Below are 17484 nucleotides of genomic sequence, written 5' to 3' on the forward strand. Positions count from 1 at the left end.
GTGTCACTTTCGCTTTGGCAGCAATGTCTTGCCCGATTGCAGGATGAACTACCTGCCACAGAATTCAGTATGTGGATACGCCCTCTTCAAGCTGAATTAAACGATAACACATTGGCACTTTATGCCCCGAATCGTTTTGTCCTTGATTGGGTGAGAGATAAATACATCAATAATATCAATGAACTACTGAATGATTTCTGTGGTACTGACGTGCCTGCTCTTCGTTTCGAGGTGGGAAGCAAACCCATTTCCGTTTCTCAAACGAATACCCAGGCTCGCCCTGCACATGAAGCTCCCTCTGTTGTCATTCCTTCAGCGCCGATAAAGCCAAGTTGGGATAATTCAACTAAAATACAACCTGATGTCGCCTATCGCTCAAATGTGAACCCCAAACATACTTTTGATAACTTTGTTGAAGGTAAATCTAACCAGCTAGCTCGCGCAGCCGCGAGACAAGTTGCTGAAAACCCAGGGGGCGCATATAACCCATTGTTCCTCTATGGCGGCACGGGTTTAGGTAAAACACACTTACTGCACGCCGTTGGCAATAGCATCATGCAACATAAAGCCAACGCACGTGTCGTTTATATGCACTCAGAACGTTTTGTACAAGATATGGTTAAGGCTTTACAAAACAACGCGATTGAAGAATTTAAGCGTTACTACCGCTCTGTTGATGCATTGCTTATCGATGATATTCAATTTTTTGCTAATAAAGAGCGCTCTCAAGAAGAGTTTTTTCATACCTTCAATGCGCTACTAGAAGGTAACCAGCAAATTATTTTAACTTCAGATCGCTATCCTAAAGAGATCAATGGCGTTGAAGATCGTTTAAAATCGCGTTTTGGTTGGGGGTTAACGGTAGCTATTGAACCACCAGAGCTTGAAACTCGCGTAGCGATCTTGATGAAAAAAGCCGATGAGAATGAGATCCAGCTTCCAGGCGAAGTGGCCTTCTTCATCGCCAAGCGACTACGTTCTAATGTCCGTGAATTAGAAGGGGCATTAAACCGCGTTATCGCCAATGCAAATTTTACCGGCCGCGCCATCACCATTGATTTTGTGCGTGAAGCGCTGCGAGATTTACTTGCACTACAAGAAAAACTGGTAACTATAGATAACATTCAGAAAACTGTGGCTGAGTATTACAAGATAAAAGTTGCAGATTTACTTTCCAAACGCCGTTCTCGTTCTGTCGCTCGTCCGCGCCAGATGGCAATGGCATTGGCAAAAGAACTGACTAATCATAGTTTACCTGAAATCGGGGATGCCTTTGGTGGCCGTGATCATACAACGGTATTGCATGCTTGCCGTAAAATTGAACAGTTACGGGAAGAAAGCCATGACATCAAAGAGGATTTTTCTAACTTAATCAGAACATTATCATCTTAATTGCTATGAAATTTACTATTGAACGTGAGCAGTTATTAAAACCGTTACAACAAGTTAGTGGCCCATTAGGCGGGCGTCCGACGCTACCTATTTTGGGCAACCTTCTGTTACAAGTAAAAGAAGGGGCTTTGCTATTGACGGGAACCGACTTAGAAATGGAGATGATGGCCAATGTTCCTCTAACACAGGAACATGAAGTTGGAGCAACTACCGTTCCAGCACGCAAGTTTTTTGATATCTGGCGTGGGCTTCCTGATGGTTCAGAAATCCGTGTTGAACTCGATGATGACCGGTTATTGGTTCGCTCTGGGCGTAGCCGCTTCTCGTTATCAACTTTACCGGCGAGCGATTTTCCTAATTTAGATGACTGGCAAAGTGAAGTTGAATTTTCACTGCCACAGTCCATCCTGAAACGCCTGATTGAAGCTACACAGTTTTCAATGGCACATCAGGATGTCCGTTACTACCTTAATGGTATGCTATTTGAAACCGAAGGGCAGCTATTAAGAACTGTTTCAACGGATGGTCACCGCTTAGCGGTTTGTTCGATGGAAATCGCTCAAGAAGAGCTGCCATCACATTCGGTCATAGTTCCTCGTAAAGGGGTTATTGAGTTAATGCGCCTATTAGATGGCGGCGACTCACCTGTACAGCTACAAATCGGTAGCAATAATATACGCGCCCATGTCGGTGGTTTTATTTTTACCTCAAAATTAGTTGATGGTCGTTTTCCTGACTACCGCCGAGTACTACCGAAAAATCCAGACAAAACATTAGAAGCGCGTTGTGATTTACTTAAACAAGCTTTTTCCCGGGCGGCAATTCTATCAAATGAGAAATTCCGCGGTGTTCGCTTGTATTTCAGTGAAAACCAATTACGTATTACTGCCAATAACCCAGAGCAAGAAGAAGCTGAAGAGATTGTTGATGTCAGCTATCAAGGCACTGAAATGGAAATCGGCTTTAACGTTAGCTACATCTTAGACGTGCTAAATGCATTAAAAAGCGAAAATGTGACACTATTCTTAACCGATGCTGTGTCGAGTGTGCAGATTGAAGACTCCGCGAGCAGCGCTGCTGTTTATGTTGTCATGCCAATGCGTTTGTAATCATTTTCTATGATCCTTTCGCGTTTATTGATCCGCGATTTTCGTAACATTGAAGATACCGATCTCGCGCTAGCTAATGGGTTTAATTTTTTAATTGGCCCAAATGGGAGCGGTAAAACCAGTGTACTGGAAGCGATTTATACACTTGGACATGGTCGTGCTTTTCGCAGCATTCAAGCAAACCGAGTGATCCGTCACGAACAGGAACAATTTATCCTACATGGGAAATTGCGCCATCTTGATGGGTCACGCAAAGAGCTGTCACTTGGTTTAAGTAAAAACCGTGAGGGTGATAGTAAAGTAAGAATCGACGGTACAGATGGCCATAAAATTGCTGAATTGGCAAAATTACTGCCAATGCAATTGATTACCCCAGAAGGCTTTACATTACTGAATGGTGGTCCAAAGTATCGACGTGCATTTATCGACTGGGGGTGCTTTCATAATGAACCCTTGTTTTTTTCCGTTTGGTCCGATTTAAAACGGTTATTAAAGCAACGTAATGCTGCATTACGCCAAGTCAGTCGTTATGAGCAAATACGCCATTGGGATCAACAATTGGCGCCATTAACTGAACAAATCAGTCAATGGCGTAGTGACTATATTGCGGGTATTGCTGAAAATATTAAGCAAACTTGCCAACAATTTTTACCTGAATTTGTATTATCAGTTTCTTTTCAACGCGGTTGGGATAAAGAAATTGAGTATTCAGAATTATTAGAGCGCCAATTTGAGCGTGATAAAGCGTTAACCTATACCGCCTCAGGGGCACATAAAGCGGATTTGCGGATCAGGGCCAATGGCACCCCTGTGGAAGATATGCTTTCACGCGGTCAGCTAAAACTTTTAATGTGCGCTTTAAGGTTAGCGCAGGGTGAATTTTTCACCCAACAGAGCGGGCAACGATGCCTGTATCTACTGGATGATTTTGCCTCGGAACTTGATTCAGGCCGCCGTCAATTATTGGCAGCTCGTCTCAAGGCTACGCAAGCTCAAGTGTTTGTTAGTGCAATTACACCTGAGCAAGTTCAAGACATGATTGATGTAAATAGCAAGATGTTTAGCGTAGAACATGGCAAAATAGAAGTTAAACCACAGGAATAATATAGCGGGAAACGTTGATGTCGAATACATATGACTCCTCAAGTATCAAGGTATTAAAAGGGCTGGATGCGGTGCGTAAGCGCCCAGGCATGTATATCGGTGATACCGACGATGGTACCGGTCTTCATCACATGGTCTTCGAGGTTGTCGACAACGCTATCGACGAAGCCCTCGCCGGTTTTTGTGACGACATCGTGATCACAATCCATGCTGATAACTCGGTCTCCGTTCAAGATGACGGTCGTGGTATTCCAACAGGTATCCATGAAGAAGAAGGGGTATCAGCAGCAGAAGTTATCATGACTGTTCTGCACGCAGGCGGGAAATTTGACGATAACTCCTATAAAGTCTCCGGCGGATTGCATGGAGTTGGGGTATCTGTTGTTAACGCCTTATCTGAAAAACTCGAATTGACTATCCGTCGCGATGGTAAAGTTCACGAACAAGTATATAGCCATGGTGAGCCACAAGGCCCACTGACTGTCGTCGGTGAAACAGACCAAACAGGAACACGTGTTCGCTTCTGGCCAAGCATGGATACCTTTAAAGGCATCACTGAATTTGAGTATGATATTTTAGCTAAGCGCCTTCGCGAGCTGTCATTCTTAAACTCAGGGGTATCAATTAGACTGATTGATAAACGTGATGGTAAAGAAGATCACTTTCACTATGAAGGTGGTATCAAAGCCTTTGTTGAGTATCTAAGCCGTAACAAAACGCCAATCCACCCATCCGTATTTTATTTCTCAACCGAGAAAGATGGCATTGGTGTTGAAATTGCCATGCAATGGAACGATGGTTTCCAAGAAAATGTTTACTGCTACACCAACAACATTCCACAACGTGATGGCGGTACTCACCTTGCAGGCTTCCGAGCTTCAATGACGCGTACTTTGAACAACTACATGGATAAAGAAGGCTATCAGAAGAAGGCCAAAGTCAGCGCAACGGGTGACGATGCTCGTGAAGGCTTGATTGCTGTTATCTCTGTCAAAGTCCCTGATCCTAAGTTTTCATCACAAACCAAAGAAAAATTGGTTTCTTCAGAGGTAAAAACCGCTGTTGAAACGATGATGAACGAACGTTTTGTTGAATACCTGTTAGAAAATCCAAACGACGCAAAAATCGTTGTTGGTAAAATCATTGACGCCGCGCGTGCACGTGAAGCGGCTCGTAAAGCACGTGAAATGACGCGTCGTAAAGGTGCACTAGACTTAGCGGGCTTGCCAGGCAAACTGGCTGACTGTCAAGAACGCGACCCTGCACTGTCTGAACTCTACTTAGTGGAAGGGGACTCTGCGGGCGGCTCTGCAAAACAAGGCCGTAACCGTAAGAACCAAGCGATTTTGCCTCTGAAAGGTAAAATTCTTAACGTTGAAAAAGCGCGTTTCGATAAAATGCTCTCCTCACAAGAAGTGGCAACCCTAATCACCGCATTAGGCTGCGGCATTGGCCGTGATGAGTACAATCCAGACAAACTGCGCTATCACAGCATTATTATCATGACGGATGCTGACGTCGATGGTTCACACATTCGTACCCTGCTACTCACTTTCTTCTATCGCCAAATGCCAGAGATTGTTGAGCGAGGTCATGTGTATATCGCTCAGCCACCACTGTATAAAGTGAAAAAAGGCAAACAAGAACAATATATTAAAGATGATGATGCGATGGATGAGTATCTGATCTCTATTGCTCTTGATGGCGCAGCGCTGCATTTAAGTGCCGATGCACCCGCGATGAAAGGTGAAGAACTGGAAAAATTGGTAGTCGAATACAATGCGGCACATAAAATCATTCGTCGCCTTGAACGCCTCTACCCGCAAGCTCTACTCAATAGCTTAGTTTATCACTCAACGCTGACAGAAGATGCATTGAAAAATAACGAGCAAGTTGAAGAGTGGGCTAAAACCTTAGTTCAGCGTTTAGAAGAGAACGAGCTGCTGGGGAGTACTTATAGCTATAGCATCACTGAAAACCGTGAACGCCAGCTATTCGAGCCTACCATTCGTATTCGTACGCATGGCGTTGATACTGACTACAACTTAGACTTTGATTTTGTCCACGGTAGTGAATATCGTCGTATCACCCATCTCGGAGACATGATTGCTGATCTTATCGAAGAAGGGGCTTACATCGAACGTGGTGAACGCCGTCAAAATATCGAAAATTTTGAAGAAGCGTTAGCATGGCTCACTCGTGAATCACGTCGTGGTCTCTCTGTACAACGTTATAAAGGCCTTGGTGAAATGAACCCAGAGCAGTTATGGGAAACCACTATGGATCCAAATACACGTCGTATGATGCGTGTGACAGTCAAAGATGCGATAGCTACAGACCAACTATTCACAACATTAATGGGTGATGCAGTTGAACCTCGTCGTGCCTTTATTGAAGAGAATGCTCTGAAAGCGGCAAATATTGATATCTAATTCTTAACCATGAAATAATGTTATAAGAATGAAAACCCCGTGTAAAAACATGGGGTTTTGTTCTTTCTATGACTTAACCTCACGCTAGTTTACAGTTTTTTACCCCGCCAATATTGATTACACACGCTTTTATTATGTTATAACCAATAAATACATACCTAACTCACTAGAAAAAATACTGACAAATATTCTAATAATGGTTATGCGTTTACTGATTATATCGATTTATTTTCTGCTGATTTCTGCGATGCCAGCGCTCTTAGGTGGTGATATTAGCTTACTGTCTAAGCTCGTCATTATAGTGACGGGTATGCTGTTGATGTTTATTTGCGCAGGAGTGTATAAAAGCTTAGCAGGCAAAATATTCACTGTGTTGATAAGTGCGTTATGGGCACTTAACCTATCGGTGTCTTTTTTCTTTTATCAAAAACACGATATCCGCTTTTCATCATCAATCGCTGAAACCTTTATCAATACCAACAGTAGCGAAACTGTTGGTATGCTTTCCTATAATAAATACTACATTCTTTTTTATATTATTGTTTTTGCTGTTTATTTTATTAGCATCCATAAAAGTGCTAAATATCTCAATCGTAAGACCACATGGGCTAGCTTAGGGTTGTTTTTTGGCTACCTTGTTGTTATTCCTGCACATTCTGCGGCACTACTTCCAAAACCTGGGAGCTATCTCTTATTAGCCGAGCAGTATCTCTCTCATACGCCTTTTTATAATGCATCAGCGCTGGTTCGAAACCTCTATGAAAATAGAGAAATCACCAAAATACCGAATACAGTTGTGCAATATCAATATGATAAAAAAGAAGCGAGTAGCGATATTTATGTGCTGATCATTGGCGAATCAGTACGCCGAGATCACTTAAGCCTTTACGGTTATCAATACGAGACAACCCCAAATTTAGATCAGCGAAAACCGCAAATGTTAGTATTTGACCAAGCCTACTCACCCGCACCAGTAACCATTTTGTCAGTCCCTATCTCGCTGTCAAATATCAGCTTTTCGCAAATGCAAGACAAGCAACACTATGCAGACAATATTGTCGCGCTAGCCAATCATGCAGGATTTGAAACCTATTGGATAAGCAATCAAGGTAAAACCAATCGTAAAACTAGCATAATTTCCACTATTGCCAGTATGGCAAAACATCGAAAGTGGAATGAGTTTGTCGGTTATGATGAGGAAATTTTAGGCTATTTCAACAACGCCATTAATGATGGCGTGAAAAAGAAAAAACTGATCGTCTTACATACCTACGGAAGCCATGAGCCATCCTGTAATCGTTTCCCTGAAGAGAAGTATCAAGAATTTAGTACTCAAGAAGATGATAACTGCTATGACAGCTCTATCGCTTACACTGATGCGTTGATCGAAAACATCTTACAACAGCTCTCAGGTAAATCCGCCACTGTAATGTATTTTTCTGATCATGCATTACAACGTTTAGATGATAAATATGATGTTTATTACCATCACGGAGTCAATAACCCAACTAAAGAGGCGTATGAAATTCCCTTGTTTGTTTGGTATAGCCCAAATAGTGCAAAGCCCTCGTTGGATAACACGGTACTCAACGCACCTTATTCAACAGCCAACAACTATTGGTTAATTAGCGATTGGCTCGGTATACAACAACATAGCCCTAAGGCGTGCCTATCGCCGCTAAATAGCTGTTATCAAGCACAGAAAGAAATCACTATGATTGATGGCAATCGAACTTTACTGAGTTTAAAAAACCTGCCTTCTGAGCAAAAGACTCATGATTAATGCTCTATTCAAAAGAGCATTAATCTCACACAAGCTCTATGACCCATATTATGGGTTATTATCTTGGAATGACGTGGATGTGTTATTACTTTCTTCAAAAAAAACAACTCGATATGTCGTATAATAAGACGCAGGGAAAATCATCGGCATAAGAATAAAGCCAAAGTAAAGAGGAATGGATGCAATAGAAACTAAGCCAATAATGATAAAGAAAACAAAAAATGGAATAATATTTCTTTTAAAAGCAAGACAACTCGTTTTAATCGAATCCATAACAGAAAAATTATGATTAATTATCAATGCAGGGGAAAACCAAAACATTCCCACATAGATATACGTTGTAAAAATAACAAATATGGCTGAGAGTATTCTTGTTACTATTAAAGAAGTATTTTCTAGTAAACTAGAATAATGGTATGTATTTGAATTTATAGATAAATTAATAGCAATATCATTTATAAAAGATACAATGAAACCAAACAACACATTGATGCCGCCTAACAAAAGAAGCTTTCCTGTATTCTTTGAAGGAACTAATTTATAAAATTAAACATCATTGGCTGTCAGACTAATTACTGCCTGAAGTTACTTTGAAAGCCCCCTTATTGCTATAAGGGAGCTTAATGAAATGAAATTACAGCAAAATATTCAGCATACGGCGTAGCGGCTCAGCGGCACCCCATAGTAGTTGGTCACCAACGGTAAATGCCGACAGGTATTCAGGCCCCATATTAAGCTTACGTAAACGACCAACAGGGGTACTCAATGTTCCGGTTACCGCAGCAGGCGTCAATTCACGCATGGTGATCTCACGATCATTAGGCACCACTTTCACCCACTCATTATGAGACGCTAATAGCTGTTCTATCTCATTCAGTGCAATGTCTTTTTTCAGCTTTAAAGTGAATGCTTGGCTATGACAACGTAGTGCACCTACACGTACACACAAACCATCCACAGGGATAATATTATTACCGGTAGCTAAGATTTTGTTAGTTTCTGCTTGGCCTTTCCATTCCTCACGGCTTTGACCATTTTCTAACGCTTTATCAATCCATGGGATAAGGCTACCCGCTAACGGCACACCAAATGCATCTGTTGGCATCGCGCCGCTACGCGTAAAGTCAGTCACTTTTTTCTCGATATCTAAAATTGCTGAGGCTGGATTTTGTAATTCTTTCGCTACTTGGCTATGTAACTCACCCATTTGTACCAATAATTCACGCATATTACGAGCGCCAGCACCGGAAGCGGCTTGGTATGTTGCAACAGACGCCCACTCAACTAAATTATTCGCAAATAAACCACCCAGCGACATCAGCATTAAACTGACCGTACAGTTACCACCAACAAAGGTCTTAATGCCTTTATTTAATCCGTCTTGGATATGTTGTTGGTTAACTGGATCAAGGATGATAATCGCATCATCTTTCATACGTAGTGCAGATGCCGCATCAATCCAATATCCATTCCAGCCAGCTGCTCGCAGTTTTGGGTAGATCTCATTGGTATAATCACCGCCCTGACAACTAATAATAATATCTAACGCTTTTAGCGCGTCGATATCATTAGCATCTTGCAACGTTCCGCGGTGGCCACCATAAGCAGGTGCTTCTGCACCATGCTGAGAAGTGGTAAAAAATACAGGATGAATTGCATTAAAGTCACCTTCTTCTACCATTCTCTGCATTAAAACTGAACCGACCATACCACGCCAGCCGATAAAACCTACATTTTTCATTGTATTCACCCTGTCTGTTTAAAAATTTTACGGCAATAAATTTTGATTTCCTACTATGCAAACAGTAGAAACTGAAAATCTATACTCTAAATAATTCGAATTGCAGGTAGGCGACAAGCGAAGATAGTCGGGGAGCATAGATAAACTATGTGACTCGGCTAGCTGAGTGTAGTCAACACCGCTGCAATTTGAAGTATGACGAGTATATCGACTACTTAAAGCTGACAAAATATCAACCAGTGTGCAAGTGAATTTCATAACTATTAATGAGAATATTAGTAATTTCGCTAATATACTCGTCACACTTCACGTTGCTGCGCTTTTTGTTAAGGTATAAGGCTGCACTCACTCGGACTAGCCACCTCATTTTCTTACGCTTAGCGATTCCTCGAATGATTTTGAGCTTATTTACCGATGAAGTTTCCAAATTGGAAAATTGCCTTTTACTATTAATCAATACCTTGAATAGCACATACTGATTAAAATCGCCTCCCTGTTTTTTTATCTGGATGCTGTTATCCCATGATCAAATATGTCCTTTTTAGCTTTTGGATAGTGCTAATTTATCCACTTGGCGTCGACTTACATCTTACTGGTATTCCATTGATTGCCGCTGATTTACAGGCTAGCGAAAGCCAGCTACACATTGCCTTTTCTATCTATTTAGCAGGCATGGCATCAACAATGTTAATTGCTGGATGGTGTTCAGATCATATTGGTCGTAAACCCGTCGTTTTAGTTGGCGCTTTTATGTTTGCTAGCGCATCTATCATGGCGGGCTCAGCGACGACGGTAAATGTATTCTTAAGTGCGCGCTTTTTACAGGGTATCGGGGCAGGTTTTTGCTATGTCGTCACTTTTGCTATTTTACGTGATGTTCTATCAGCGCGGATCAGAACCAAAGTACTATCAATGATGAATGGTATTACCTGTATTGCTCCAGTGCTCGCACCCGTAATAGGTTTTGGTATTCTGCTGTTTTATCATTGGTCAGTCATGTTCTACTTTATGGCGGCTTACGCAATAGTCAGTATTCTGTTTTGTTTAATTGGCATAAAAGAGACCAAACCCTCTATCAATAAACAAGCATCAAACACCACGACAGCACCACTTGCCGACGAACGTTTCCTTAATCTGTTTTTTCTTACTCGTTTAGTGATTTCTTGCTTTGGTATTGCTGTCATTTTGACCTATGTAAATGTGTCACCGATCATTTTAATGGGTAACCTTGGTTTTACTACTGGACAGTTTTCAACATCCATGACCTTACTTGCGATGTTAAGTATGGCAACCTCATTTTCAATGCCAAAATTGATCTCAACATTTAAAAGCCAAACACTGTTATACACCGCGCTCAGCCTATTCTTATTAAATGCGGTACTTTTATTAATTTATCTATTGGCAATTAAATATACCCCTCTGTTATTTATTGTTTTCGGTTTATGTGGCGTTGGTTTTTCAATGCTATTTGGCATCATAATGAGCCAAGCACTATCGCCTTACGCCAGAAAAGCAGGGATCGCGAGTTCTATTTTAGCTATCTCACAATTGAGTTTCGCTTCTCTATATATTTGGATTATGGGTTGGGTAGGCATCGCTTCAGTACAGATGCTTTTTATTATCTTACTGGCAGCTGCTATTATCGGTATGGTATTACTGAAAATATCTTCTCTGTCCAGTAAGGTTGCATCCCTTGAATAAACAATTGCATCGATTAGATTTAAATTTACTCGTCATTTTGCAATATCTTGTCGAAGAGCGTAGTGTCACTTTAGCGGCTAAGCGACTGTCTATCACGCCTTCTTCCGTCAGCAAATCATTGGCTAAATTGCGCCAGTGGTTTGATGACCCGCTGTTTATTCGCAGCCCGCAAGGGCTAACCTCAACTCCCTTGATGCATCGTATTGAAAAATCGCTGCCTGAATTTTTAAATTTAGCCAATTACATTGCAGATATTCGTGATACAGAAAAACCTCGGGGACTAAAATTCCGTTTAATGATGGAAGCGCCACTCAACCTAATCATGCTGCATGATTTATCGCTGAAAATTTTAAATCAATACCCTGAATCTAATGTTAATGTACGTGATTGGGATTATAACTCCTTAGCAAGTATTGTTGCTGGAGATGCGGATATTGGCGTATTAGGGCGAGAGAGTTATCATAAATCAAAAGAATCGATTAATGCCCTACCTGATATCCTCAATTTTGAAGTACTATTTATTGATAGACCGCTCGCCTTTGTGCGCACAGATCATCCACTATTAAGTGAAAAGTGGGATCTGACTAATTTATTAAAATATCCACATATCAGTACTGAATATGGCAATCGTATCCCTTGGGCATTCGATGATGTGCTGCACAGTATGGGGTTAACGCGTAATATCCAGCTATCCTATTCGTCCTTCGAACAATCATTATTAATGACATCACAATCAGGACATTCACTACTGACCTGTGCTCCGGGCTATTGCCAACATTATGTGAATGAATTTCATCTGGATTTAGTGTGTATCCCTTTACCACTAGAACCTGAAATTTACCAACAGTTAGATATTCCTTTTTTAATGCTTTGGCATAAAAGAAATGCTTATAATTCCAAAACACGTTGGTTAAGGGAACAAATAAAAAGCGGTATCGCCAACTTTGTAAATCCTTAAAAAAAACCATCACGGCACAGGACTGCCGCGATGGATCAGGAAAACTGAAGTCGGTAAATCGAAGACCAACAGTTTCAAGATAAAATTAACGTTTCTTTTTACAGCCTTGTACTGCTTTGAAGCGCGGGTTAGCTTTACAAATCACATAAACTCGACCACGGCGGCGAACGACTTGGCAATCAGGGTGGCGCTGTTTAGCTGTTTTTAACGAGCTCAGTACTTTCATGTTTATTTCTCCTCTTTTGACAAGAAGCGAGCAAAACGTTTCTGGAACTGCGCAGTCTTCCCTTCTTGTGAGATCATTTTTTGTTTACCGGTATAAAACGGATGTGATTGCGAAGACACATCCAAGGTGACATATGGAAAATGTTCACCTTCAAATTCAATCGTTTTTTCCGTTTTAATCGTTGAGCCAACTTTAAAGTACGCATCAGCACTCGTGTCATGGAACACGACAGTGCGATATTGAGGATGGATCCCATGTTTCATCATAATGCACCATTTGTTATGTTATAATATAACAATATAAAATTTAAAATAACGATGCAACTGTTTTATGGGACATACCACACGGATATTTATTAACTCTATATTTTTAATAGAAAAATAATATGTAAGACTATAACTAATTTTTAAATTAGGGATTAAAACCCGCCTCTTATTCACACTCCACAAATAAATCTAAAAACACTAATTCAACCTGCTAAGAACTTTTGTATAATTAAGCAACTATATATTTAATATGCATTATTTATCAAATAGATATAGAATAATTGACGATAAATAAATCTTTGAGGGGAAATCAAAATGTACTATGGCTTTGATATGGGCGGTACAAAAATTGAGCTCGCGGTATTTGATGAGTCACTGAACCCTATCTGGCAAAAGCGGGTTCCAACGCCAAAAGAGGATTATCAAGAACTGCTAAGCACCTTTCAGCGTCTTACAGAAGAGGCCGATACAAAATTTAGCTGTATTGGTAAAGTTGGAGTCGGCGTACCCGGTATCGTTAATCATCAAACAGGAACAGTTTTTACCACCAATGTTCCTGCGGCAAAATATAAACCACTGATCCCTGATCTCGCTAACATGCTACAGCGCCCAGTAAAAGTAGAAAACGATGCAAACTGCTTTGCGCTTTCAGAAGCATGGGCAACAGATTTTCAACATTATCCAACCGTACTTGGACTCATTTTAGGTACTGGTGTTGGTGGCGGTTTTATTTCTCACGGTAAAGTTCTTTCTGGAAAAAATGGTATTGCGGGTGAAATTGGCCATATGAATATCACCTTACAAGGCGCACAACATTTAGGCGATCGTGTGCCAGAAATCACCTGTGGCTGTGGAAAGAAGGCCTGTTTTGAAACTTATTTATCAGGCCCAGGCTTTGAACGTATCTATAGCGCTTTTAGTGAAGAAAAGCGTTCGGCAATTGAAATCATTCAGCTTTATCAACAAGGTGATATAACGGCTAAACAACATGTCGAGCGTTACATTGATTTATTAGGGATGTTTTTAGGGCAAATCATCACCGTGTTAGATCCTGATTTAGTCGTTCTTGGTGGTGGATTATCCCAATTTGAAGGAATTTACCAATTATTGCCAAATATCGTACCCAAATACTTATATGGCACCGCAACTGTTCCTGCCATAGAAAGAGCAAGGTATGGGGAATCAGGAGGCGCCAGAGGTGCTGCATGTTTAAATTTACGTGATTAATTAAATTAACATTATCAAAAAAAGCTTATCTTTTTAATATCTATCTACATCATATAGCGAAATATTTCCTTATATGATGTAGATAGTAATAATTTGAATTTATAGTAAATAACGGCTCAATCATTCATATCCCCTCTATATTTAACAATAGTCATCCGTATTTTTCGGAGTTTTTTTAATCATACAATTTCAATGAGTTATAATGTTTTATTACATATTAGACCGCTGATTGATTATCTTTTTCTATGAATTAATGGCATGATAAAACACTGTCTAATGAATTTTTATCAGTTATTGATAACGCAAGAAGCCATTGAGAAATAATTGATAAAAATCAGCCAGATAATAGAGACTAGTCCGATATTGTTAATCATTAAAATAGATATGATGACAATAAAAGTAATAATAAAATACAACTCTAAATATAGAGAGAAAATTTATGAGTTTGTTTCTACAAAACTGCCTGACCTTCCCCGCCATTATTTTTAGCGGCTTATTTATCATTATGATGTTTTATTGGGTTTGTGCAGCTTTTGGTCTATTAGATATTGATTTATTTAGTGTTGATACCTCTGTTGATGGTGGAGGTTTTGATGCAACTGGCTTTGCAGGCTGGCTGACCAAACTTGGGCTTGCAGGCATTCCTATCACTATCATTTTGACTTTATTCACATTATTTGGCTGGTTGCTGAGCTATTTTAGTGTGCATTGGTTTATCCGCTTCATCGATATCACCCTACTGCGCTACCTAGTGGGTTTCGTTGTATTATTAGTCGCGTCATTTATTTCAATTCACCTAACCGCTTGGTGTCTAAAACCTCTACGCGAAAAATTAGCAAAATCCAACCCACCCAAAAGCGCCCATCAATTAATGGGGAAATTAGCTACAGTACGCTCAGGCGAAGTCACCGAATATAAAGGGGAAGCCATTTTAGAAGATGGTGGAGCCGGGCTGATTTTACAAATACGCGCTGCTGCAACTGAAAATCTAAAACGAGGTGACCGTGTGGTTATTATCAGCTATGACGCTGCATCACACAGCTATCTTGTTGTGACTGAAGAAGAATTTCGTAGTTTATAAAATTTATACTCAAGGAGCTGTTAGTCGAAAAAAACATAAATTTCTAGAAGCATAGAAAAACAATGAGGCTGGCGCGAATGAGCGTAGTCACCATACCTCAGCGCAAGACGCTGTGACTTGCAGTATAACAAATATAAATACCTTAAATAATCAACGACGATATACCTAAACCCACGGAGAGAAAATATGGAATTGGCTGATCTAATGCCCTTTTTAACCATTATTGGGGGCATAATTATAGTCATACTGGGCTTCTTTGGGCTATTCAAAGCCTTCTATATCAAGGTCCCGCAAGGAACTGCGCTTATTGTCAACGACATGTCATCGCAGCCAAAAGTCCATTTTACAGGCGCCTTAGTTTATCCTGTCATCTACAAAAAAGAGTTCATGCGTATCTCTCTTTTGACCTTAGAGGTTGATCGCCGTGGTAAAGATGGCCTGATATGCCAAGACAATTTACGTGCAGACATTACTGTCGCCTTTTACCTACGCGTTAACGAAACCACTGAAGACGTTCTAAAAGTTGCAAAAGCGATTGGTGTCGATCGCGCATCTGACCACCAAGCCGTCAGCACGCTATTTAGCGCTAAGTTCTCTGAAGCACTAAAAACCGTTGGTAAACAGTTTGAATTAGCCAAGCTATTTGAAGACCGACAAAACTTCCGTGATCGCATTGTTGATGTTATTGGTAAAGATCTTAACGGTTATGCACTTGAAGACGTGGCAATTGATTATTTAGAACAAACACCAAAAGTCGCTCTTGATCCAAACAATATTTTCGACTCCGAAGGTATTCGTAAAATCACCGAAATTACAGCCATCCACAATATTGAAACTAACCAAAAAGAACGCGACCAAGAGTTAGCGATCCAGAAGAAAAATGTGGAAACCCGCGAAGCAAGTTTAGCGCTTGAGCGACAACAAGCAGATGCAGAAGCACGCCAAAAACGTGAAATCGATAATATTCGTGCTCGCGAACAAGCGGAAACTCTTCGTGTACAAGAAGAAGAACGCCTCAAATCCGAACAAGCGCGTATTCAAACTCAACAAGAAATTGAAATCCGCGAAGAAAACCGGATGCGTGAAGTAGAGGTCGCTCAACAAAACCGTACACGTGCCGTTGCCATTGAAGAAGAACGCGTTAATCGTGCTCGTGATCTCGAAATTGTCGCCCGTGAACGTGAAGTAGAACTACAACGCATTGAAAAAGAAAAAGCATTAGAAGAAGAACGCAAAAACATTTCCAATGTGATCCGTGAACGCGTCATTGTTGAGAAAAGCGTCGCTCAAGAAGAAGAGCGCATTAAAGAAGTTCGTGAAATTTCAGAAGCTGACCGCTTACGCCAAGTCACCGTGATCAACGCACAAGCGGAAGCTGAAGAGTCTTTAGTCCGCCAAGTGAAAAAAGCAGAAGCGGATGAAGCCAGTGCAAAACATAGAGCTGAAGAAATTAGCACTATGGCACAAGCTGAGCTAGAGGCATCGGCAAAACAAGCTGAAGCGAAAAAACGTTTAGCTGAAGGGGTGGAAGCCGAACATGCGGCATTAGGCCTTGCAGAGGCTCGTGTACGCCAAGCAACCGCTGAAGCTGAAGAGAAAGAAGGCTTAGTACAAGCTAACATCACTGCTGAAAAATTGCTTGCAGAAGCGCGTGGTTTGAAAGAAAAAGGCTTAACTGAAGCACAGGTCATGGAAGCCAAGGCACTAGCCGAGCAACAACAAGGCTTTGCAGAAGCGAAAATTCTTGAAGAAAAATTGGCTGCTCAAGCACGTGGTGAAGAGCAACAAGCTAACGCCAAAGAAAAATTGGGTCTGGCTGATGCCAAAGTTCTTGAAGAAAAACTGGCAGCGCAAGCTCGTGGTGAAGGCCAGTTGGGTGCAGCACAAGCTGAAGTTATCCGCCAACGCTTGAAAGCAGAGGCAGACGGTCTAACTGACAAGTTTAAATCAATGGATCACCTCAGTGATACTGCTCGTGCGCATGAAGAATTCCGTATGCGTCTTGAAAAAGAGTTCGAACAATCCATGGCTTCTATTGATGCCAACAAAGAAATTGCCCGTGAACAAGCTGATGTTCTGGCAGCCGCATTAACCAAAACCAATATCGAAATTGTGGGTGGTGATGGCAGCTTCTTTAACACCTTCTCTAAAGCATTGAGCTTAGGTAAAGCTGTCGATGGTTTTATGGATAAAAGCAGCTTCGCAAAGGAAAGCGTGGAAAAGCTGATGAATCGTAAAACTGATCAAAAAATAGATATTGCATCATTGCTTAAAAACCCAGAAATTCAAGATTTGATCAATGGGTTTATGGCTGCGAAAGGTGCTGGACAGCAAGCAAAAGTTGTCACAGAAAAACCAAAAACACCAACTGATGATTTATTTTAATTAAAGCATTTATACTCAAAATAATTCGAGATGCAGCTAGACGACCAGTAAGTACGTCACTAGGAGCCTACAAAAATAG

General features: G+C 40.9%; 14 protein-coding genes. 10 read left to right on the forward strand and 4 right to left on the reverse strand.

The features are described 5' to 3' along the window. The 5 genes from dnaA (at window position 1) to JI723_RS00025 (ending at window position 7820) form a co-directional block, all read left to right on the forward strand. A complete protein-coding gene (gene dnaA, locus JI723_RS00005) occupies window positions 1-1392 on the forward strand; it encodes a chromosomal replication initiator protein DnaA (protein WP_272580824.1) in 1392 nt (463 codons plus the stop codon). Between the two features lie 5 nt (window positions 1393-1397). Further along, complete coding sequence (dnaN, locus tag JI723_RS00010; RefSeq protein WP_070929842.1) at window positions 1398-2501, forward strand: DNA polymerase III subunit beta; 1104 nt, start codon at window positions 1398-1400, stop codon at window positions 2499-2501. A 9-nt stretch (window positions 2502-2510) separates the two neighbouring features. Next, entirely contained in the window at window positions 2511-3605 is a 1095-nt protein-coding gene (gene recF / locus JI723_RS00015; RefSeq protein ID WP_070929841.1) for a DNA replication/repair protein RecF, read from the forward strand. Window positions 3606-3622: 17 nt separating this feature from the next. Then, entirely contained in the window at window positions 3623-6037 is a 2415-nt protein-coding gene (gyrB, locus tag JI723_RS00020; protein WP_070929840.1) for a DNA topoisomerase (ATP-hydrolyzing) subunit B, read from the forward strand. Window positions 6038-6284: 247 nt separating this feature from the next. Beyond that, the gene (locus JI723_RS00025) at window positions 6285-7820 is read left to right on the forward strand and encodes a phosphoethanolamine transferase (RefSeq protein WP_306803446.1); all 1536 of its coding nucleotides are present in this window, start codon (window positions 6285-6287) and stop codon (window positions 7818-7820) included. Window positions 7821-7868: 48 nt separating this feature from the next. On the opposite strand, the gene JI723_RS00030 is transcribed toward JI723_RS00025, so the two are convergent. After that, entirely contained in the window at window positions 7869-8093 is a 225-nt protein-coding gene (locus tag JI723_RS00030; RefSeq protein WP_337979686.1) for a hypothetical protein, read from the reverse strand. A 361-nt stretch (window positions 8094-8454) separates the two neighbouring features. Continuing rightward, complete coding sequence (gene asd, locus JI723_RS00035) at window positions 8455-9561, reverse strand: aspartate-semialdehyde dehydrogenase (RefSeq protein ID WP_140179920.1); 1107 nt, start codon at window positions 9559-9561, stop codon at window positions 8455-8457. Between the two features lie 522 nt (window positions 9562-10083). Between asd and JI723_RS00040 the strand changes: the two genes are divergently transcribed. Both JI723_RS00040 and yidZ read left to right on the forward strand, forming a co-directional pair. Beyond that, complete coding sequence (locus JI723_RS00040) at window positions 10084-11262, forward strand: MdtL family multidrug efflux MFS transporter (protein ID WP_272580826.1); 1179 nt, start codon at window positions 10084-10086, stop codon at window positions 11260-11262. Continuing rightward, complete coding sequence (yidZ, locus tag JI723_RS00045; RefSeq protein WP_070929836.1) at window positions 11255-12220, forward strand: HTH-type transcriptional regulator YidZ; 966 nt, start codon at window positions 11255-11257, stop codon at window positions 12218-12220. Before JI723_RS00040 ends, yidZ begins: the two co-directional genes overlap by 8 nt. A gap of 85 nt (window positions 12221-12305) precedes the next feature. Here the strand turns inward: yidZ and ykgO are convergent, their stop codons facing one another. Both ykgO and JI723_RS00055 read right to left on the reverse strand, forming a co-directional pair. After that, a complete protein-coding gene (gene ykgO, locus JI723_RS00050; protein ID WP_070929835.1) occupies window positions 12306-12446 on the reverse strand; it encodes a type B 50S ribosomal protein L36 in 141 nt (46 codons plus the stop codon). A gap of 2 nt (window positions 12447-12448) precedes the next feature. Continuing rightward, entirely contained in the window at window positions 12449-12709 is a 261-nt protein-coding gene (locus JI723_RS00055; protein ID WP_070929834.1) for a type B 50S ribosomal protein L31, read from the reverse strand. Between the two features lie 318 nt (window positions 12710-13027). Here JI723_RS00055 and nagK point away from each other — a divergent pair, with 318 nt between their 5' ends. The 3 genes from nagK to JI723_RS00070 all read left to right on the forward strand — a co-directional run bounded on the left by nagK (window position 13028) and on the right by JI723_RS00070 (window position 17405). Further along, complete coding sequence (gene nagK / locus JI723_RS00060) at window positions 13028-13939, forward strand: N-acetylglucosamine kinase (protein WP_272580828.1); 912 nt, start codon at window positions 13028-13030, stop codon at window positions 13937-13939. A gap of 439 nt (window positions 13940-14378) precedes the next feature. Beyond that, complete coding sequence (locus tag JI723_RS00065; RefSeq protein ID WP_272580829.1) at window positions 14379-15020, forward strand: OB-fold-containig protein; 642 nt, start codon at window positions 14379-14381, stop codon at window positions 15018-15020. Window positions 15021-15206: 186 nt separating this feature from the next. Beyond that, window positions 15207-17405 (forward strand): hypothetical protein, encoded by a 2199-nt coding sequence (locus JI723_RS00070; protein WP_272580830.1) that lies wholly within the window; start codon window positions 15207-15209, stop codon window positions 17403-17405. Window positions 17406-17484 lie beyond the last annotated feature (79 nt).

It is taken from the genome of Providencia manganoxydans, from assembly GCF_016618195.1.
Classification (GTDB): Bacteria; Pseudomonadota; Gammaproteobacteria; order Enterobacterales; family Enterobacteriaceae; genus Providencia; species Providencia manganoxydans.

Coding starts and splice junctions, on each gene's coding strand:
- asd (WP_140179920.1), bottom strand. CDS start 9,561: ATGAAAAATGTAGGTTTTATCGGCTGGCGTGGTATGGTCGGTTCAGTT.
- recF (WP_070929841.1), top strand. CDS start 2,511: ATGATCCTTTCGCGTTTATTGATCCGCGATTTTCGTAACATTGAAGAT.
- JI723_RS00070 (WP_272580830.1), top strand. CDS start 15,207: ATGGAATTGGCTGATCTAATGCCCTTTTTAACCATTATTGGGGGCATA.
- nagK (WP_272580828.1), top strand. CDS start 13,028: ATGTACTATGGCTTTGATATGGGCGGTACAAAAATTGAGCTCGCGGTA.
- JI723_RS00065 (WP_272580829.1), top strand. CDS start 14,379: ATGAGTTTGTTTCTACAAAACTGCCTGACCTTCCCCGCCATTATTTTT.
- JI723_RS00055 (WP_070929834.1), bottom strand. CDS start 12,709: ATGAAACATGGGATCCATCCTCAATATCGCACTGTCGTGTTCCATGAC.
- dnaN (WP_070929842.1), top strand. CDS start 1,398: ATGAAATTTACTATTGAACGTGAGCAGTTATTAAAACCGTTACAACAA.
- JI723_RS00025 (WP_306803446.1), top strand. CDS start 6,285: ATGCCAGCGCTCTTAGGTGGTGATATTAGCTTACTGTCTAAGCTCGTC.
- ykgO (WP_070929835.1), bottom strand. CDS start 12,446: ATGAAAGTACTGAGCTCGTTAAAAACAGCTAAACAGCGCCACCCTGAT.
- gyrB (WP_070929840.1), top strand. CDS start 3,623: ATGTCGAATACATATGACTCCTCAAGTATCAAGGTATTAAAAGGGCTG.
- JI723_RS00040 (WP_272580826.1), top strand. CDS start 10,084: ATGATCAAATATGTCCTTTTTAGCTTTTGGATAGTGCTAATTTATCCA.
- JI723_RS00030 (WP_337979686.1), bottom strand. CDS start 8,093: ATGGATTCGATTAAAACGAGTTGTCTTGCTTTTAAAAGAAATATTATT.